At 58.6% G+C, this 17228-nt stretch carries 16 protein-coding genes and 1 pseudogene; 12 read left to right on the top strand and 5 right to left on the bottom strand.

Annotation, left to right across the window (positions count from 1 at the left end):
- A pseudogene (locus NW829_RS07140) lies at positions 1–343 on the bottom strand (RNA-guided endonuclease TnpB family protein); the annotation flags it as partial.
- 606 nt (positions 344–949) lie between these two features.
- Between NW829_RS07140 and NW829_RS07135 the strand changes: the two are divergent.
- The 3 genes from NW829_RS07135 to NW829_RS07125 all read left to right on the top strand — a co-directional run bounded on the left by NW829_RS07135 (position 950) and on the right by NW829_RS07125 (position 3843).
- Positions 950–2044 carry a serine hydrolase gene (locus NW829_RS07135; RefSeq protein ID WP_414389145.1) on the top strand — a complete coding sequence of 365 codons (1095 nt, stop codon included), beginning with the start codon at positions 950–952 and terminating at the stop codon, positions 2042–2044.
- Between the two features lie 129 nt (positions 2045–2173).
- Complete coding sequence (locus NW829_RS07130) at positions 2174–3592, top strand: NAD-dependent succinate-semialdehyde dehydrogenase (protein WP_414389143.1); 1419 nt, start codon at positions 2174–2176, stop codon at positions 3590–3592.
- Positions 3592–3843 carry an RNA-binding S4 domain-containing protein gene (locus NW829_RS07125; RefSeq protein ID WP_414329585.1) on the top strand — a complete coding sequence of 84 codons (252 nt, stop codon included), beginning with the start codon at positions 3592–3594 and terminating at the stop codon, positions 3841–3843. The genes NW829_RS07130 and NW829_RS07125 overlap by 1 nt, the downstream gene beginning before the upstream one ends.
- A gap of 5 nt (positions 3844–3848) precedes the next feature.
- Here the strand turns inward: NW829_RS07125 and NW829_RS07120 are convergent, their stop codons facing one another.
- The 3 genes from NW829_RS07120 to NW829_RS07110 form a co-directional block, all read right to left on the bottom strand.
- On the bottom strand, positions 3849–4376 hold the full coding sequence (locus NW829_RS07120) for a hypothetical protein (RefSeq protein WP_414347933.1): 528 nt from the start codon (positions 4374–4376) through the stop codon (positions 3849–3851).
- A gap of 9 nt (positions 4377–4385) precedes the next feature.
- Positions 4386–4772, bottom strand: a complete 387-nt coding sequence (locus tag NW829_RS07115) for a plastocyanin/azurin family copper-binding protein (RefSeq protein WP_414389141.1) — start codon at positions 4770–4772, stop codon at positions 4386–4388.
- A 170-nt stretch (positions 4773–4942) separates the two neighbouring features.
- The gene (locus NW829_RS07110; protein ID WP_414329579.1) at positions 4943–5608 is read right to left on the bottom strand and encodes a DUF4439 domain-containing protein; all 666 of its coding nucleotides are present in this window, start codon (positions 5606–5608) and stop codon (positions 4943–4945) included.
- A 278-nt stretch (positions 5609–5886) separates the two neighbouring features.
- On the opposite strand from NW829_RS07110, the gene NW829_RS07105 reads away from it, so the two are divergent.
- The 9 genes from NW829_RS07105 to NW829_RS07065 all read left to right on the top strand — a co-directional run bounded on the left by NW829_RS07105 (position 5887) and on the right by NW829_RS07065 (position 15534).
- The gene (locus NW829_RS07105) at positions 5887–6606 is read left to right on the top strand and encodes a WecB/TagA/CpsF family glycosyltransferase (RefSeq protein WP_414416763.1); all 720 of its coding nucleotides are present in this window, start codon (positions 5887–5889) and stop codon (positions 6604–6606) included.
- Between the two features lie 40 nt (positions 6607–6646).
- Positions 6647–7486, top strand: coding sequence for a cell division ATP-binding protein FtsE (locus NW829_RS07100; RefSeq protein WP_414416762.1), 840 nt, complete (start codon positions 6647–6649; stop codon positions 7484–7486).
- A gap of 93 nt (positions 7487–7579) precedes the next feature.
- Positions 7580–8491 (top strand): cell division protein FtsX, encoded by a 912-nt coding sequence (locus NW829_RS07095; RefSeq protein ID WP_414356127.1) that lies wholly within the window; start codon positions 7580–7582, stop codon positions 8489–8491.
- A 62-nt stretch (positions 8492–8553) separates the two neighbouring features.
- Complete coding sequence (locus NW829_RS07090) at positions 8554–9156, top strand: hypothetical protein (protein ID WP_414416761.1); 603 nt, start codon at positions 8554–8556, stop codon at positions 9154–9156.
- 57 nt (positions 9157–9213) lie between these two features.
- Complete coding sequence (locus NW829_RS07085; RefSeq protein WP_414399639.1) at positions 9214–10398, top strand: pyridoxal phosphate-dependent aminotransferase; 1185 nt, start codon at positions 9214–9216, stop codon at positions 10396–10398.
- Positions 10399–10556: 158 nt separating this feature from the next.
- The gene (locus NW829_RS07080) at positions 10557–11357 is read left to right on the top strand and encodes a ParA family protein (RefSeq protein WP_011433472.1); all 801 of its coding nucleotides are present in this window, start codon (positions 10557–10559) and stop codon (positions 11355–11357) included.
- A 1-nt stretch (position 11358) separates the two neighbouring features.
- A complete protein-coding gene (locus tag NW829_RS07075; protein WP_414416760.1) occupies positions 11359–12198 on the top strand; it encodes a hypothetical protein in 840 nt (279 codons plus the stop codon).
- A gap of 303 nt (positions 12199–12501) precedes the next feature.
- Positions 12502–14127, top strand: coding sequence for a peptide chain release factor 3 (locus NW829_RS07070; protein ID WP_414416759.1), 1626 nt, complete (start codon positions 12502–12504; stop codon positions 14125–14127).
- A 186-nt stretch (positions 14128–14313) separates the two neighbouring features.
- Positions 14314–15534: an aminotransferase class V-fold PLP-dependent enzyme gene (locus NW829_RS07065; RefSeq protein WP_414351219.1), complete on the top strand. Its 1221-nt coding sequence runs from the start codon at positions 14314–14316 to the stop codon at positions 15532–15534.
- A 422-nt stretch (positions 15535–15956) separates the two neighbouring features.
- On the opposite strand, the gene NW829_RS07060 is transcribed toward NW829_RS07065, so the two are convergent.
- Positions 15957–16952, bottom strand: a complete 996-nt coding sequence (locus NW829_RS07060; RefSeq protein WP_414416758.1) for a hypothetical protein — start codon at positions 16950–16952, stop codon at positions 15957–15959.
- Between the last annotated feature and the right edge of the window lie 276 nt (positions 16953–17228).

Below are 17228 nucleotides of genomic sequence, written 5' to 3'. Positions count from 1 at the left end.
GCGACACCGTCCAGTCTTTTTGACGGAACGAAAAGATACGGGCGTCGTAGGTAACAAAGCCGCTCTTAAACTCCTTGACGGGACGCTTTTTCTGCTTAGCCACTTTGCGGGAACCCGCTACCCGTCTGCACACCTGTTGAGCCAAGTTACTGGACAAGCCAAACCGGGCTCGAATCTCGTAGTAGCAAAGGGATTGGAGTTTGACTGCGTTGACTACTTTTTCTGGTGTGTTTTGGTTGACCCAGTTCAATGCCTGTACAAAGGCATCCATCGTCGCGTCCAATTTGGCGGCTTGCGACGGGGACACCTTGAGCTTGCAGGATATGGTCAGGACTTGGCTCATAAGTTCATTGTACTTCATCAAAGCGCATTCCTCCCGGCAGTGACCCTACGGGTACAGTGCGGGGCTCCTGCGATTTCTAGCTGACGGTTTTCCTGGACTTGGCAAAAGCGCTCCGCGCCGCTTCCGCGACTATTCCCAGCCCCTCTTCCAGAGGGAAAGGGGGGTCACGGATCAACCTAAGTTTTTAAAACGACTCCGAGTGGATGCTCTGGCAACAGGGACTCATCCTGCCTTTGGCGGGGTTGTTGCTAGGCTTCGTGTCGCGAGGACGGTTTGATGGGCGTTTTGCAATCTAGGTCAGGGCAGGTTGGCCAATTTGTGGGTTTAATGTGGGTTTAATTAAGCCAAGCTCACCGGAGTGGAGTCGGTGAAACTGCCAGCAGTGTCTGTCAGAAGTATGGTGTTAAGGCAATCGTTCTTATGACCAGAGCAAGGGAGAAGAAAGGCACCGATCCATCCGCGCTAGCGGGCCGTAGGCCTTTGCCAGAGAAGTCGCGGGATCCCCGCCGCCCTCCACAACCTGCCAAGAACGCCGTCCCGCCTCCAGAGGGGTCAAAGCCGCAAACAGGTTCTGGTCGCCTGCTTCCTGCCCCTAGGGGATCCCTATTGGTTTCCCGTCCTCAACCGCTGCGTCTTGCTCGCCAGAAAGCCATTGCTCGTCTGCGCCAACGGGCTGCCCGGCCTCGCCGCTTGAGACGTTCTCCATCTCTCGGGCAAGTGTTGCTCAGGGGACTGAGCTTAAGTCTCATCCTGGGCCTGACGATGGCGGGCCTCTCGCAACTGCTGCAATCGACCACCGCTGGCCGGACAGAACAGTCCACGACGCAGCTTGGGGATCCTCCCCCGCCGGCATTGCCAAGTGACATTCTGCCGGGAGAAGCGATCCCGGCTTTGCAGGAGCGCTTGGCCGCTTTGGCCGACCAACCGGGTTTGACGGCAGGAGCCCTGTTTTGGGAGGTGGAAACCGGCGCCTTTGCCGGGGTTAGGCCGGATCAGGCTTTTCCTGCCGCCAGCGTGATCAAGATCCCCATTCTCTTGGCTTTTTTCCAGGCTGTGGAAACCGGGCAGGTGCGGCTGGATGAGAGGCTCACTCTGCGGGAAGATCTCAAGGGAGGGGGAGCTGGTGTGTTGCAAACCCGACCCCTGGGATCCCAGGTTTCTGCTTTGGAAGCGGCCACCCTGATGATCACCCTCAGCGACAACTTCGCCACCAATCTGATCATCGATCGCCTGGGTGGGCAGGAGGCTCTCAACCAAAAATTTCGGCAGTGGGGGCTACAACACACGCAAATTTCATGGTGGCTACCGGATCTGGAGGGCACCAACACCAGCAGCCCGCGCGACATGGTTTGGTTGCTCAGCCAGGTGGAACAGGGGCGCATGCTCAGCCGCCGCAGCCGCGACCGTTTTCTGGACATTCTCTGGCGCACCCAACGGCTCTCCTACTTCCGGCCCAACTTGGGCCAAGAGGTGCGCATTGCCCACAAAACGGGAACCCTGGGCTCCGTGGTGGGAGATGCCGGGATCCTGGATTTGCCCAACGGGCGGCGCTATGTGGCGGCGGTGTGGGTGAAGCGAGAAACCCCCAACGATCCCAGAGCCGAAGGGCTGATCGCCAGCTTGTCGCAAGCAGCCTATGAGTTCTGGTCTGCTCCCGAGGATCCAACGGCCAAGGACTCCATGGGCAGCCTGGAACGCTAAGTCTTCCACTCCACAAATCTTTCCATATTGCTACGCAACGCTTACGCGAACGCAGTAGCAGTGCGGAGCACTATTCCAGGCAGAGCGCAAATGCCAGAGTGGAGAAACAGGCGTTGAGGGAAAAAGATATTGCTACGCAACGCTTACGCGAAGGGGCACCTGGTCAGCATCAACCCCGCCACCGGAGAGGAATTGGCTCGCTACCCCGTTTTCGACGCTGGGCAGATCCAAAGCTGTATCGCCCAAGCCCACGAGCGGTTTCAGAGCTATCGTCGGATCCCGTTTGCTCAGCGATCCGCCTGGCTGAAGCGGGTGGCAGGGATCCTGGAGGAGCGCAAAGCGGAGTTTGGCCGCCTAATCAGCCTGGAGATGGGCAAAACCTTGGCCTCTGCCGTTGCGGAAGTGGAAAAATCCGCTTGGGTTTGTCGCTACTATGCCGAGGAGGCAGAGGGATTCTTGGCCGAGCGCTCCATATTGCTACGCAACGCTTACGCGAATGCCACCGGTGCGGAGCACTTTGCCAGCCGCAGCGGGATCCGCTACCAGCCGCTGGGGGTGATTTTGGCAGTGATGCCCTGGAACTTTCCCTTTTGGCAGGTGTTTCGCTGTGCCGCCCCAGCCCTGATGGCGGGCAACACCCTTCTGCTCAAACATGCTTCCAACGTGCCCCAATCGGCTTTGACCCTAGAGCAGATCTTTCGGGAGGGGGGATTTCCGCCAGGGGTCTTTCAAACCCTGCTGATCACAGCAGCCCAGGTGGCAGAGGTGGTGGCGGATGAACGGGTGCGGGGGGCCGCCCTCACCGGCAGCGAAGCCGCCGGCTCCAGCCTGGCCCGTTTGGCCGGTCAATATCTGAAAAAAACGGTGTTGGAACTGGGAGGGAGCGATCCCTTCATCGTGCTGCCCAGCGCCGATCTGGAGGCAGCAGTCGCCACAGCGGTCACGGCCCGTCTGATCAACAACGGCCAATCCTGCATTGCCGCCAAACGATTTATCCTACACAGGGCTATCGCCGAACCTTTCACGGCTGCCATGACGGAGCGATTTCGCCAGCTCAAGGTGGGGGATCCCTTGGATCCGCAAACCGATGTGGGGCCTCTGGCTACTGCCAGCATTCTGCAAGAGGTGGATGGACAGGTGCAGGCTTTGGTGCAAGCAGGAGCCAAAGTCCATATCGGCGGATCCCCCTTGGGAGGGAATTTTTACCCGCCCACGATCCTGAGCGACATCCCCCCGGATCATCCGGTGGCCCACCAGGAGGTGTTCGGGCCGGTGGCGCTGCTGTTCACCGTCCCGGATGTGTCGGCAGCCATTGAGCTGGCCAACAACACGCCCTTTGGCCTGGGTGCCAGCGCCTGGACAACCGATCCAGAGGAACAAGAGCGCCTGCTGGAGGAGCTGGAGGCGGGATCCGTATTCATCAATGGCATGGTCAAGTCCGACCCGCGCCTTCCCTTCGGTGGCATCAAACGCTCAGGGTATGGACGGGAACTGAGCCGGGAAGGGATCCTGGAATTTGTGAATGTCAAAACCATTTGGGTGAAGTGATGGCGGAGACTGCTCAAAGGGATCCCCAGCCGGCGACGGATCCTGTAATCAAGCTGGATCAATTCCTCAAGCTGGCGGGGGTTGTTCCCACCGGCGGGCAGGCCAAGCAGCTCATCCAAGCGGGGCAAGTGCGGGTGAATGGTGAGGTGGAAACCCGGCGGGGACGCAAGCTGCGCCCTGGGGATGAAGTGGCCGTGGGAGGTGGAGTTTGGCGAGTGCGCCTGGATAAGACCCCAAAGTCAGATCAGTGAACGGGTCAGTGCAACCGGATCAAAAGAAGCATGGCCAAGGCCCCGATTCCCCCTGCCACCGCAAACTGCCATTCCAGCCCCCACAGCAGGCAGGCAACTCCGGCCAGGATCTGGATCCCACCGGTCATCCAGTAGGGGAGACGCGGCGGATCCACCAAGCCGTTGAGCCAGTGACCCAGCCCCATTTGCCACAGCCAAAACACCCCCAGGTATGGGCTCAAAGCTGCCAAAGGGGTACGCCCGACAAAGGGCAGCACCGAGAGGATCATGCCCTGGGCGATCACCAACGTCCACACCAAACCCACAAAGTAGAGGTGGGCCAGTCCGGCTGTTCGAAACTCCGGCAAGCTAGTCTGCCGCACCATGTAGCCCAACCCAATCAGGGAAATCACCAGCCACAGCCAGTTGATGTTGGCCTCTTGGTGAAACTGGGTGGCAGCAAACCCAATCCCCAAAAGGACGGCCCAAACCAGGTACACCCGCCGACAAATGTTCCAGAAGGGAAGAGGGGATCCCAGGGGTTCCATTTGCATGGCCTTCACCTAATCGACGACGACAATGCGGCCCACCATGCTGGGGTGGATCTCGCAGAAATAGTCCTGGATCCCAGCTACTTCGAACACCACCGCTTTGCTCTCGTTGCGACTTAGCCGTCCCGTCCCTTGAAACTGCGCTCCCTCCACAGGAGTAGCCGTGTGGGGGGTGGAATCCAGGTTGGTGAAGGTCACCTTGCCCCCCCGCTTGAGGATGATCTCCGGGGGCAGGTATTGAAACCCGCGAATGATCACCTCTGCTTCCGCCGTTGCCTCGACAGGATCTCGCCCCGCAACAGAGCTGGCTTGTCGCCACCGATCCACGGCCAAGATAGCCCCCACATTGAGCAGGGATCCCAGTCCACTGAGCAACAGCAACCGCCGCGTCATCGGCATAGGGCTTTCTCCACACAGGTTTAGGAAGAGAACAAAGGCTGAGGCGTTCAGAAGAAGGCGATTGCGACAGCAGTGCAGAGCACTTGGATCTCCAAGCCCCAAGTCCTACAGAGGACGTTGGAAGGCTTTGCAGATCATCGCCTCATCGCCGGCAGGGGTTACCAACAGCTCTACACCTTCAGGATCCAGCGCTCCCGAGTCTCGGCGCTGACAAAGGGGGCAGGCACCACCAGAATGCTGGGATCAAGGCTGTGGAACACGGCCCGGATTGCAGTGGCATGGGCAACTTCGTTGGGGCCAATGGTGCTGGCGGCAGCCACCAGGTCTTTGTTGGAAAGCTGGGTAAACGCGTCGTTGTAAGCCAAGGCTGCATCAAACTCCAGAGCCAGGGCCAGCTTGGCAATGTTGGCATCGGAGTCGAGATTGCCTTCTTTGTTGTCGATGTAGGTGGAAAGGTCGTAGCTATCCCGGGCCCGAGAGGGGATCCCCCCCAGTTGCCGCACGGCGCCCGCCAGCAGATCCCGGTGCTGTTCGTGATCCTTCAGGTTCTTGGTGGCCACTTCCAACACGATCTTGCCCACCTCAGTATTGCTCAACTTGCCGGCAGCGGTTTTGTAGGCCCAGATTGCCTGCTGTTCCAAGTCAATGGCCGCGTTGAGGATGGCGATGTCGGCAGTGTTGGACTGGGCGGCACCGGGCAGGGTGCGCAATCCAATTGCTCCACCTACGCCCGCCAGCAAACCAGCCAACAACAAGCTGCGGCGGGAGGTTGCAGGGCTGGGATCCCATTCGGCGGCCAATTGAGGCAGAGCGAAGGGAGTCTTTGCAGTCTTCATCTCAAGTCTCCTGTCTCGAAAGATGGCAACCAACCTTCAGGGACTTGCTCTGGGTCGGGCAATTCCCTCTCGGCCTGGTCTGATGGAGATACGCCGTGGATGCCGCCGCGGATGCCTGAGGGAAGAGATTTTCGTGGTCAAATAGCCATGAAATGCCTCCTCGAACTCCCCTCTCCCTCTGGGAGAAGGTCCGGGCTATCTTAAAAGCGTGTCCAACGGCTCCAGTGGGGGCCAGCGTTCGGTCGGTAGTGTCGTTAGCCATCCATTCGATTCTGGGCGTGAACCTGCACCTTGCTCTGCCGGAGGCCAGCCTACAGAGCTACACCACGTGGATTGAGGCGCGTATCCGGGAGGGTCAGGGCGCTCAGGTGGTTACCTGCAACCCGGAAATGATCATGCAGGCGCAGCGGGATCCCGCCTTTGCCCAGGTGCTGCAGGCAGCAGAGCTGGTGATCCCCGATGGCATTGGGGTGGTGTGGGCCCTGCGGCGGCAGGGGATCCGCGTCCAGCGGGTGCCGGGGATCGAGCTGGCAGAAACCCTGATCCCGTTGGCGGCAGAACGGGGGTGGCGCTTGGCCCTGGTGGGGGGAAGGCCGGAAGTCAACCGGGCGGCGGTTCGACATTGGCAAGCCCAGTTTTCTGGTTTGACCATTTGGGGCTACCACGGCTACTTCTCTAGCGAGGAAGAAAAAGAGCTTCTGCAAGCTCTCCAGGAATTTCGACCGCAACTGGTGTGGGTGGGGCTGGGATCCCCGCGGCAGGAGCTGTGGATCCAAAAGTGGCGTCCCCTTTTGCCCCAAGCCATCTGGATGGGGGTGGGGGGCAGCTTGGACATTTGGGCCGGCCAAAAACGGCGAGCGCCCCGTTGGTGGCGTGACCATCACCTGGAATGGTTGTATCGTCTCTATCAGGAACCCTGGCGCTGGCGACGCATGTTAGCTCTGCCCAGCTTTGTCTGGCGAGTGCTGTGGGATCCCTCTTCTCGTTTGCGCCCCTAGTCTGCCGGCGCTCTCTCCCTCCTCTGTCTAGGCGCTTACTATGGTGATCGGTCAGCACATCGGCTATCCTCCTCGCTTACACCGTTGGGCGGGTACGGCTCCGACCCCTCATCCCCCTGCCCCGGCCAATCCAGAGGCCACCCTGGGCTTTTACGGCAGCACCCAATCCGGATCCCTGCAAGCCCCGGCCAGCATGGTGTCCTTGCGGGGCGTGAGCAAGGTCTTTCCCAACGGCAACTTGATTTTTCAGGATGTGAACTTGGAGGTGCGCCGCGGCGAGTTCGTGTTCGTAACGGGGGTCTCCGGAGCAGGCAAGTCCACTCTTTTGCGACTGCTCTACGGGGCGGAACAGGCCACCGAGGGCACGGTCATCGTCGATCAAGTCTGTCTATTTTCTTCTGAAGGGCGGCGGCGACCCTACCGCATCCCACCGCGTCCGCTGGCCATGTTGCGGCGGCGCTTGGGGGTGGTTTTCCAAGATTATCGCCTTCTGGCCAACCGCACCCTGGCAGAAAATGTGGCCTTCGTGCTGCGCGCCCAAGGGCTATCCCCCGCAGAAATCCGCCGTCGCATCGGGCCGACCCTAAAGATGGTGGGGCTGACCGAAAAGCGAGATCACTTTCCCCATGAGCTTTCGGGGGGGGAACAGCAGCGCCTTAGCCTGGCCCGGGCCATTGTCAACATGCCGGTGCTGCTGCTGGCGGACGAGCCAACAGGAAACCTAGATCCGGAAAACTCCCTCTTGGTTCTCCAGATTTTGGAGCGGCTCAATTCCTTTGGGGTGACCGTCATCATGACCAGCCATGACCCCTATCTGGTGGAGCGGGCCGGCCACCGGGTGGTGCGCATGGAGGGAGGGCGCCTGTATGATCTGCGCTGAGGGCTGCCGGGATCCCTATTTTGCTCTCCACAGGCTCTGTTGAGCTCCAGGGGGCAAGGGTCTGAGCCCATTGATTGTTGGATGGAGAACAGCATGCAATCTCTCTCCCGATTTCTCAATAAAATCCGCTATCTCCTACAGGAGACTTTTTTGGGGTTGCGGCGGGGGGGCTGGCTGAACTGGGCCGCTGTGAGCACCCTGCTGGTGTTGCTGTTCTTGGTGGGGATCGGCGTTGAGCTGTCCTGGGGCGTGGATGCCACGGTGCAGTCGCTGGGAGGACAACTGGAGATCTCCGTCTACCTGGAGCCGGAACGGCAGGGGGTGGAGCTGCAACCTCAGGTCGCCCAACTGCCTCATGTGGCCGAGGTGAAGGTCATCACCAAAGACCAGGCTTGGCGCAACCTTTTGCTGGAAATGGGGATCCAAGACGAGGCGGCCATGGAAACCCAGTTGGGGGAGAACCCCTTGGTGGATGCTCTGCGGGTTAAGGCGGATTCCACCGAAGCCTTGGGGGAAGTGGCGGAGCAGATTCGCCAACTGGAAGGGGTGGATGAGGTCTACTACGGCGACCGCATTGTGGAGCAACTGGCCCAGCTCCAGGACATGCTACGGCTGGGATCCCTGACCATTACCGGCGTGTTGGCCCTGACAGCGGTGGCGGTCATCACCACCACCATTCGCCTCATCGTCATGGCGCGGCGGCGGGAGATCGAGGTGATGCAATTGGTGGGGGCGACGGCAGCCTGGATTTACTTGCCCTTTATTTTGCAAGGGTGCCTGTTTGGGGTGATCAGCGCAGTGGGAGCTTGGGGATTGATCTTGGGATCCCAGCAGTTGCTGCAGGAGCTGCTGGAGCAGTTGATTGCCTTGCCCTTCCTCAAGGTGATGCAGGCAGATCGCAGCCAACTGGAGTTTTGGCTCTTGCCGTCGATGTTGTTGGGGATGGGGGTTTTTCTGGGCACCACCAGCAGCTTGATCGCGGTGCGCAAGTCGGCAGGGCGATGAGCTGGAGGCGATGCTGAGGAAAGCCCTGGATATTCCAATCTGAGGATCGCCATAGGATTAAGATGATGGACTCTACTTCCCTGGCTTTCCAAGATCTGGCCGCCATGAACCCATTGCCTCCTCCCGCCCACCCCTACCAGTTCCGCGCTTTGGGCCTGATTAAGGGATCCCTGAAATCGATCCCCAAGACTTATGCGCAGGCAACCTTGGTTGCCTCTGACGGAGCAGAATATCCGGCTACCCCCGGACGCGCCGAGCTTCTCGGCCCCTTCGAGCACTGCATCAAGAGCGGCCATACCTACTGGTACTACGTGCAGCCGCAGCCGCGTTCAGGGGGGGCTTTGGGCTTGAGCATCATCCGCATCCTGGCCCTGCCGGAAGAGGAGCAAGACCCAGAGTGGGAAGAAGAACCGTTTTTGCCTGCCCCTGAGGACACAGAGGAAGGCTTTAACATTCGCGGCATCGTCCAGCCCCACGATGGCTTTGTTGAGGTGACCGTGCGGCGCAAGCCCCAGGGAACCAAGCAATTTGCTCCTCTGCAATTGCGCTTGGAAGGGTTCTTGCCCGGAGCTGTGGCGGGCGAGTTTTGGGATCTGTTGGTAGAGCGAGAGGGCAACAAACTGCTGTTGGTGGATGGTACCCGCCTGTTGACCGCAGTAGCCTAGCTATCTAGATTGGCCCTGCTTGAGAACCTTAAAATAAACCAAAGAGCTTCCCAACCGATGGTGTCTGCTGCCGGCTTGTCCCAACGGGTCGCCCATCTATCCCCTTCCCCCACGTTGTCCATTTCGGCTCTGGCTAAAGCCATGCAGGCAGAGGGGCTGGATGTGTGTAGCTTGAGCGCGGGCGAGCCGGATTTCGATACGCCTGACCACATTCGGGCCGCGGCCATCCGTGCTCTGGAAGAGGGCAAAACCCGTTACGGCCCCACCGCTGGGATCCCCGCCCTTCGCCAAGCAGTGGCCGATAAGCTGCGGCAGGAAAACGGCCTGGAGTTCAGCCACGACCAAATCCTGATCAGCAACGGCGGCAAGCAAACCCTGTTTAACCTGGCCATGGTGCTGCTGGATCCCGGCGATGAAGTGATCCTGCCTGTTCCCTACTGGGTCAGCTACCCCGAAATTGCCATTTTGGCAGGGGCAAAGGTTGTGCAGGTGCAGACGGAAGAGGCTCAGGGGTTCAAGCTCACCGCCGCCCAACTGCGCCAGGCCCTCACCCCCCGCAGCAAGCTGCTGATTCTCAACTCGCCGGCCAACCCCACCGGAGCCGTTTACCACCAGCACGAGCTGGCAGCTCTGGCAGAGGTGATCCTCTCCGCCCCCCATCTGTACGTGATCTGCGACGAGATCTACGAAAAGCTGGTTTATGGACAAGCCCGCCACATCAGCCTGGGATCCCTTTGCCCTGACTTGATGCCGCGCCTGATTCTCAGCAGTGGCTTTGCCAAAGCCTACGCCATGACCGGCTGGCGGGTGGGCTACTTGGCCGGGCCCAAGCCCATCATCGAGGCAGCCATCAACCTGCAAAGCCACAGCACCTCCAATGTCTGCACCTTCGCCCAGTACGGTGCTCTGGAAGCCCTGACCAGCCCCCTATCGGCAGCAGCTGTGGAAAAAATGCGCCAAGAATTCTGGCAGCGGCGAGATCTGATGCTGGACGGGATCCGCACCTTGCCGGGGGTGACTTGCCCGGAGCCAGAAGGTGCATTTTATGTGTTTGTCAACATCGGCCAAACCGGGTTAAGTTCGGTGGAGTTTTGCCGGCAGCTGCTCAAGGAACACCACGTGGCTGCTGTGCCGGGGGTAGCCTTTGGGGCAGATTCCTACATTCGCCTTTCCTATGCTGCCGATCGCACCACCCTCGAAAAAGGGCTGCAGCGGCTGCACCGGTTTGTGTCTTCCCTCTGAGAATTCAATCCGAGGATCGAAAAGAACTGAGGAAGCTCAGCTCCCAGCGGCTGGATCCCTGTAGGCCATTCCCAGCGGCGGGATCCCTATCTGAAGTGTGAACACCATTGCTTAACCCTAGCTATAGTGTTAGGGGATGGGCTACGAGGGGATAACTCATGTCTGGCAGAACGGCGCTTGTCATCACCGTTGCCTGTTTGAGTGGGGGATCCGGAAAGACCACAGCCGCCCTCAACTTGGCCATCATGCTGGCCGAGCATGGCAAGACGCTGGCTGTTGACTTTGACCCACAGGGCAACCTGAGCCAGTGGATGGGCTGGACGGATCTGTCGGAGTCGGCCACCATTGCCGAGACGATTTTGCCGGGGGCGGATCGGGTTCACATTCGGGAGATTATCCGTCCGCCGTTGAATGAGGATCGCCAGGAGCGGCTGTGGTTGGCCCCCAGCGATTACAGTCTCTCGCGGGCTATGGATGCGATCGTGATGGAGCCGGGGCGGGAGCTGTTTTTGAAGCGGGCTTTGCGACCGATTTTGCCGGAGTATGACTTTTTGGTCATCGACAGCCCCCCCTCGAAAGGGTTGCTCACCTACAACAGCATTCTCAGCGCCGATCTGCTGGTGGTGCCGACGGAATGTACCCAAAAGGGGGTGATGGGGGCCCTAAGTACCCTGGTGCTGTTGAAAGAATTGGAAGAGCTGGATTTTCATGTGCCCAAGTTTTTGGGGGTGCTCCCCACACGGGAACAGTGGGTGGGCAACAACCGCACCAAAATGTCGCGGGCCGCGGTGGAAGCCTTGGCGGAAATGATGCAAGGGATCCCCATTTTCACGCCGGTGCGGCAAAGTACAGTGGTGCAGCAAACCAACAGCATGGGCTGGTCCTTGGCGGAGGCAGGGGAAGATCTCCTGGCCCAACCTTATCGTGAGGTCCTCAAGGCTGTGCTGGAGGCCCGCTAACATGGCTACTGCCAAGAAGCCTCCCAAAAAAAAATTGCCCACCGGCCCCACCAAGGCGGATCTGCTCTCGCGCATGGGGGTGAATAAGCAGCCAGAGCCGATGGAACTTGCGCCTACGGCTGCCGACTGCGTTGATGCTCCGCTCCGTCCAAAAGACGACAGGGGAACGGATTCCCTGGATCTGTCTCACCCTGCGGCATTGGATATTGAGCCCGATCCATCTCTCGCGGCCTCGTCCCGTCTGTGCCCCACAACCCCGCCAGAGCTAGGGCCGATTCCTCTCCTGGCCGGTGTGCTCTCCCCACCTGAAGCTCTTTCTCAGGATAGGGATCTTGGTGCCGATCCCTTGTCCAGCTTGTTGCCCGCTCCGGTCGAGGTGGAAAGGGTTGTCTCCCCACCCCAGGTCAGTCTGGCCAAATGGGCCAATACTTCGCTGCCAACTGAAAAGCCAGCCGAGCTTTTGCCCCCTGCTACTGCTTGCACCGACAATGGGGTTCGCCGCAATGGCACCCCCAATGGGCAGGGTGCCCAGTCGGATCCCCGCGAGGCTCTGGATGCACAACTGGGCCTGCAAAAGCTTACCCTCAAATGGTCTGCCGAGAGGGTAGAAAAGCTGGGATCCCTGGAAAGCGCCACCGGGCTACCGGGCGAGATTTTGCTGGAAGTCCTGCTGGATCATTGGGAACAATTGCCCAAGCCCTTGCAGCAAGATTGCCTCCTGCAAGCCCACCGCATTCGCGTCGAGCGGCTGGTGATCAGCCAAAACTTCACCATTGCCACGATTGAGCAACTGCTCTTCACGTCAGCGTTGCGCAACAACAACGAGCAGCATCTGCTTTGAGTTCTGGCCGGTTGGCCTGGGAAATTCCCCCTCAAGATCTCCGCCAGTATGCCAGACAACAGGGATCCCTGTTCCTGTGCTAGGGTCAAAATGGTTCTGTTGGCTTTTCGCGCTTTTCGGCCTGTGCTCTCTCCCCCTCGCTACCTGGCGGCAACCCAAGCCCATTATCATCAAGTGCATTATTCACCCTACTTCTCACTTTTGTTTTTCTATCTTCTCCCTATTTCTCCCATCGTTTAGGAGACAGCATTGCAACGTCATCTTCTTTAAAACGACCAGGTTGTAGTGGAGCGGCAACAGTTGATGAAAGAACTTGATTTGGCCAAAGCTGTAGAGCAACGGCGCACCTTTGCCATTATTTCCCATCCCGATGCGGGGAAGACCACCCTCACCGAAAAGCTGCTGTTGTACGGGGGGGCCATTCAAGAAGCGGGAGCTGTGAAGGCCCGTCGGGCGCAAAAGCGGGCCACTTCCGACTGGATGGAACTGGAAAAGCAGCGGGGTATTTCCATCACCTCTACCGTCCTGCAATTTGATTACCGCAACATTCGTCTCAATCTGCTGGATACTCCCGGCCACCAGGACTTCAGCGAAGACACCTATCGCACCCTGGCAGCGGCTGACAATGCCGTGATGCTGGAAGATGCCGGCAAAGGGTTGGAAACCCAGACCCGCAAGCTGTTTGAAGTGTGTCAGATGCGGGGGCTGCCGATTTTTACCTTTATCAACAAGATGGATCGCCCAAGTCGGGATCCCTTGGAGCTGATGGATGAAATTGAGACAGAACTGGGCCTCAAGCCCTATCCTGTCAACTGGCCAATTGGCTCAGGCGAGCGGTTTACTGCCCTATTTGACCGTCGGACTCAGGAGTTTCATTTCTTTGAGCGGGTATCTGGGGGGCGGCTAAAAGTTCAAGATACCGTCATTAAACTTGGGGATCCGCAAATTGAGGAGTTGATCGACAAGGACTTGTATTACCGATTCAAGGAAGAGCTGGAACTGCTGGATGGTCTCATGCCCACCTTGGATCTAAAACAGGTGCATTCTGGCAAACAAACCCCGGTCTTTTTCGGCAGTGCCATGACCAATTTTGGGGTGGAGCTTTTTCTCAATGCGTTTTTGGAGTATTCCTTACCGCCAATGCCTCACGAGAGCACTGCCGGACTGATCCCGCCCGAACATCCTGAGTTTACGGGCTTCGTCTTTAAACTGCAGGCCAACATGGATCCCCGCCATCGGGATCGCGTTGCTTTTGTGCGCATCTGTTCCGGCAAGTTTGAGAAGGATATGGTGGTCAACCATGCCCGCCTCAATCGTCCCATTCGCCTATCTTATCCCCAGAAGTTGTTTGCTCAAGAGCGCATCTCCATCGATGAAGCTTACCCTGGGGATGTGATCGGCCTGAATAATCCCGGCATCTTCACCATTGGGGATACCATCTACACCGGCCCGAAGCTGCGCTACGCCGGGATCCCTAGCTTTTCTCCTGAGCTGTTTGCCTACTTGAAGAATCCCAATCCTTCCAAGTTTAAGCAGTTCCAGAAAGGGGTAGCGGAACTGCGGGAAGAAGGGGCTGTACAAATCATGTACTCTATCGACGATTCCAAACGGGATCCGATTGTGGCAGCGGTGGGCCAGTTGCAGTTTGAGGTTTTGCAGTATCGCCTTGAAAGTGAATACAACGTCGAAACCCGACTGGAGATGTTGCCCTACACACTGGCTCGCTGGGTCGAGAATGGCTGGAAGGCGCTGGAGAATATTCCCAGCTTGTTTAACACCCTAGTTGTTAAAGACATTCAAGACAGGCCCGTTCTTCTGTTTAAGAACGAGTGGACTTTACAGCAATTTGCTGCCAGCAACCCTAAAATCAAGCTCAGCAAAATTGCCCCCCTCTCGGATCTCGGCCCAGAATTGGGTGACGGCCAATAGATCAACCTAAGAGAATCCGTCTCAAAGAGCCTTAGGTTCTGACATTCAGCCGAGATGCCATTGGTCTCCACATCAGCGGTGTTGATAGGTGTTGATATCTTCGGATTTCTGAGCAAACCCCTCACACAGATCGCAGCAATTCCCCCATCTTTTTCCTGCATCGTCCAGGGACAGAGGGAGTGAACCATGCCTTCTTTCCCCAATATGGGATCCACTTCTCCTCGCTTTAGCTCTGCCCTCAGCGCCGATGCACCGCTTTGCGAACGCTCCTTGTGGGGACTGGATCCGCAAGCCGTTTTTTTGAATCACGGCTCCTACGGCGCGACCCCGAAAAAGGTGTTGCAGGCCCAGAGTGTATGGCGGGAACGCCTTGAGGCTCAGCCGGTGCAGTTTATGGGAGAGGAACTTCCTCGAGCCTTGCGGGCGGCGGCAGCAGAACTGGCCCATTTCGTCGGGGCCGAACCTGAAAATTTGGTGTTTGTGGAAAATGCCACCAGCGGGGTCAATGCCGTTTTGCGCTCGCTGCGGTTCCGGCCAGAGGATCAGATCGCCTGCACCAATCACGGTTACGGGGCCGTTCGTCAGGCATTGCAGTACATCTGTGCCCAGTGGGGAGCCATCCCAGTTGAGGCGCAGATCCCTTTCCCCATTGCGGGGCCGGAGCAGGTTATCGCGGCCTTCGAGGCCATCCTCACTCCCCAAACTCGCCTGGCGGTGTTGGATCACCTCACCTCGCCTACGGCTCTGATCTACCCCCTGCCTGAGCTGATCGGCCTCTGTCGGGAGCGCGGGATCCCGGTTTTGGTGGATGGCGCCCATGCCCCCGGAGTTCTCCCCTTGGAGTTGGAAAAGCTAGGAGCCGATTGGTACACCGGCAATGCCCACAAGTGGCTGTTTGCCCCGAAAGGCTGTGCCTTTTTGTGGGTGGCCCCCTATCGACAGGCCCAAACTCATCCTACGGTGATCTCCCACGGCTATGGGCAAGGGTTCACAGCGGAGTTCGACTGGGTGGGCACACGGGATCCCAGCGCTTGGTTGGCCATTTCAGCAGCCCTGGCGTTTATCCAAGGGGTGGGACTGGACAACATCCGTCAGCACAACCACACTCTGCTGCTGCAGGCGCGGCAGTTGCTCTTGGAGGCTCTTGAGGGGATCCCGCCCGCCCCCGAAAAGATGTTGGGCTTTATGGCCACCCTACCCTTGCCGCCATTTTGGCAGCAGTGGATCCCTGAGCTTCCTCTTGAGGAGCGCGCCCGTCGGCTTCACGATTACCTCTGGTACAAGTACCGCATTGAGGTTCCGATCATCCCCTTCGCCGGGCAGCTTTGGGTACGCATCTCGGCCCAGGTCTACAACCGTTTGGCAGAGTACGAACAGTTGGCGCTGGCCTTGCAGCATCTGCCCTGAGGTTTTGTCGGTTGAGCCGCTTTCACGACATTGCAAGTATAGTTGCTTCGCACACCAGTAAAACGATTCCAGATCTATGGTCAATTCAGTTGAGGATGAGATGACGTTACAGGTAGGATGGCATGCCAGTAGACCTCAGAAAGAAGCCTTGACCTGAGAGAGAGTCGTAGGGCATGTCCAGGAAGGGAGCAGACCCACAGACGTACAAAGCCGGTCATACAGCGGAAGGGAAGGGTATGGGAGTCGGTAAAAGCAGCGCGGAACGCTTGGGGAGCGTCTCAATCTAGTTTGAAGCGACCGCAGTGCTTTCAAGAGGGCAAGGATGCATGCAGATGGAGGAACTTCTGTTGATGAAGTGACAAGGCCTGCTTTTGCGAGTCGGACTATTCTACCGGTCAGTGTCTCATTGCTATTTGAATTGACTATCTGAAAAAGTCAGAAAACGTATCCCGCAGATCCGAAAGCCGATCGTTGAAGCAGGTAAGCCGATCCCCTACAGAGTTCACCAGCGTCAGATCTGCCCGACCGGTTGTCCCTTCAAATCCCAGTAGAGGAACGCTCATGCGGCTGGGATCCGTGGGATTCTGGGAAACGCGGATGACGGCTCGATCGCGGTTAAATTGATAAGCTTCGGCCACATAGCGGATGGGCTCGCTCAAGGTGGGATCCACCGGCAGCCCTGGGGCCGGCAGGAGATCCACCAGCTCGGTGAACGTGCCACTCCGCAGGCCCACCACGGCAGCAGCTCCCAACTGGTTACAAATGGCAATGAGAACCGGCTCTTGGGCAGTGGCGGTGAGGTTGGCCAAGGTAACCGTGACCGTGGCGCGGCTGGCTGCCGGCGGGTAGGTGACCTCAAAGGTGCGGGCAAAGGCATTGCCCAGCTCGTCGCGGGCGCGAAAGCGAAGCTGCCCGGTGTAGGGCAGGATGGAAGAAAAGTAGATGCCAAAGCGGTCGCTGGGACTCCGTCCGGGGATATTGGCCTGTCCGGGGACATAGGCAAGGGCAGCCCGACTTTGCCACTGATTGGGCGGGGCGTAGGGCAGCAGCGGGCCACTGGTGAAGCTGGGGGGTTCTTTGGGGGGCAGATCCGGCTGGCCATCTCTGTTCAGATCCAGCCCATTGCCCAAGAAGGCCACCGAGCGCTGTAAGAGAATAGGACGGTTTTGGTTATCCAAAAGGGGATTCCGCCTTTCTGCCAGCCCGGCGTTGTCCACATAGACATTAAGGGGGCGATTTAGGATTTGGTTATCCCGCTGCCGCCGCATGTTGAACTGTAGGTAGGGCCCCACTGCGCCCGCTGCCGGGGATCCCCCTGTAATTTCAAAATCATCCGCCCGCAGAAAGACATTTTCCAGTGGGCCCAGGGGAGTGGTTCCCTCGCCGCAACCGACCAAGCCAAGCGCTAAAATGGCCAAGGCTGTATAAGCTACAACAGAGCATCCTTTTTCGATAGGGGAATCCGAGCTCCCACAAGTCGGCAGCAGGGGCCGGCAGGCATGCTTTGGCTTCAGCATTCATCTCCTCTCCACAACAGACACCTTGGCGAGGGTTAAACCCAACCGGACTGAGTTGAGGATGGGCGGGGATCCCTCTGCACTCATCGGATTCGCCTGAACCACTATACCGTGAGCCTCGGTTCAGCTAGAAATCGCAGGAGCCCCGCACTGTACCCGTAGGGTCAGTGCCGGGAG

This window comes from Synechococcus sp. R55.8 (genome assembly GCF_047461895.1).
Taxonomy (GTDB): domain Bacteria; phylum Cyanobacteriota; class Cyanobacteriia; order Thermostichales; family Thermostichaceae; genus Thermostichus.
The sequence above is the reverse complement of the archived record's forward strand: the minus strand, read 5'-3'. Positions and strand labels throughout refer to the sequence as shown.

Excerpts from the sequence above, each read along its gene's own strand:
- NW829_RS07070 (WP_414416759.1), top strand. The coding sequence starts at position 12,502 with ATGAAAGAACTTGATTTGGCCAAAGCTGTAGAGCAACGGCGCACCTTT.
- NW829_RS07125 (WP_414329585.1), top strand. The coding sequence starts at position 3,592 with ATGGCGGAGACTGCTCAAAGGGATCCCCAGCCGGCGACGGATCCTGTA.
- NW829_RS07075 (WP_414416760.1), top strand. The coding sequence starts at position 11,359 with ATGGCTACTGCCAAGAAGCCTCCCAAAAAAAAATTGCCCACCGGCCCC.
- NW829_RS07100 (WP_414416762.1), top strand. The coding sequence starts at position 6,647 with ATGGTGATCGGTCAGCACATCGGCTATCCTCCTCGCTTACACCGTTGG.
- NW829_RS07085 (WP_414399639.1), top strand. The coding sequence starts at position 9,214 with ATGGTGTCTGCTGCCGGCTTGTCCCAACGGGTCGCCCATCTATCCCCT.
- NW829_RS07090 (WP_414416761.1), top strand. The coding sequence starts at position 8,554 with ATGATGGACTCTACTTCCCTGGCTTTCCAAGATCTGGCCGCCATGAAC.
- NW829_RS07095 (WP_414356127.1), top strand. The coding sequence starts at position 7,580 with ATGCAATCTCTCTCCCGATTTCTCAATAAAATCCGCTATCTCCTACAG.
- NW829_RS07120 (WP_414347933.1), bottom strand. The coding sequence starts at position 4,376 with ATGCAAATGGAACCCCTGGGATCCCCTCTTCCCTTCTGGAACATTTGT.
- NW829_RS07065 (WP_414351219.1), top strand. The coding sequence starts at position 14,314 with ATGCCTTCTTTCCCCAATATGGGATCCACTTCTCCTCGCTTTAGCTCT.
- NW829_RS07110 (WP_414329579.1), bottom strand. The coding sequence starts at position 5,608 with ATGAAGACTGCAAAGACTCCCTTCGCTCTGCCTCAATTGGCCGCCGAA.
- NW829_RS07115 (WP_414389141.1), bottom strand. The coding sequence starts at position 4,772 with ATGCCGATGACGCGGCGGTTGCTGTTGCTCAGTGGACTGGGATCCCTG.
- NW829_RS07080 (WP_011433472.1), top strand. The coding sequence starts at position 10,557 with ATGTCTGGCAGAACGGCGCTTGTCATCACCGTTGCCTGTTTGAGTGGG.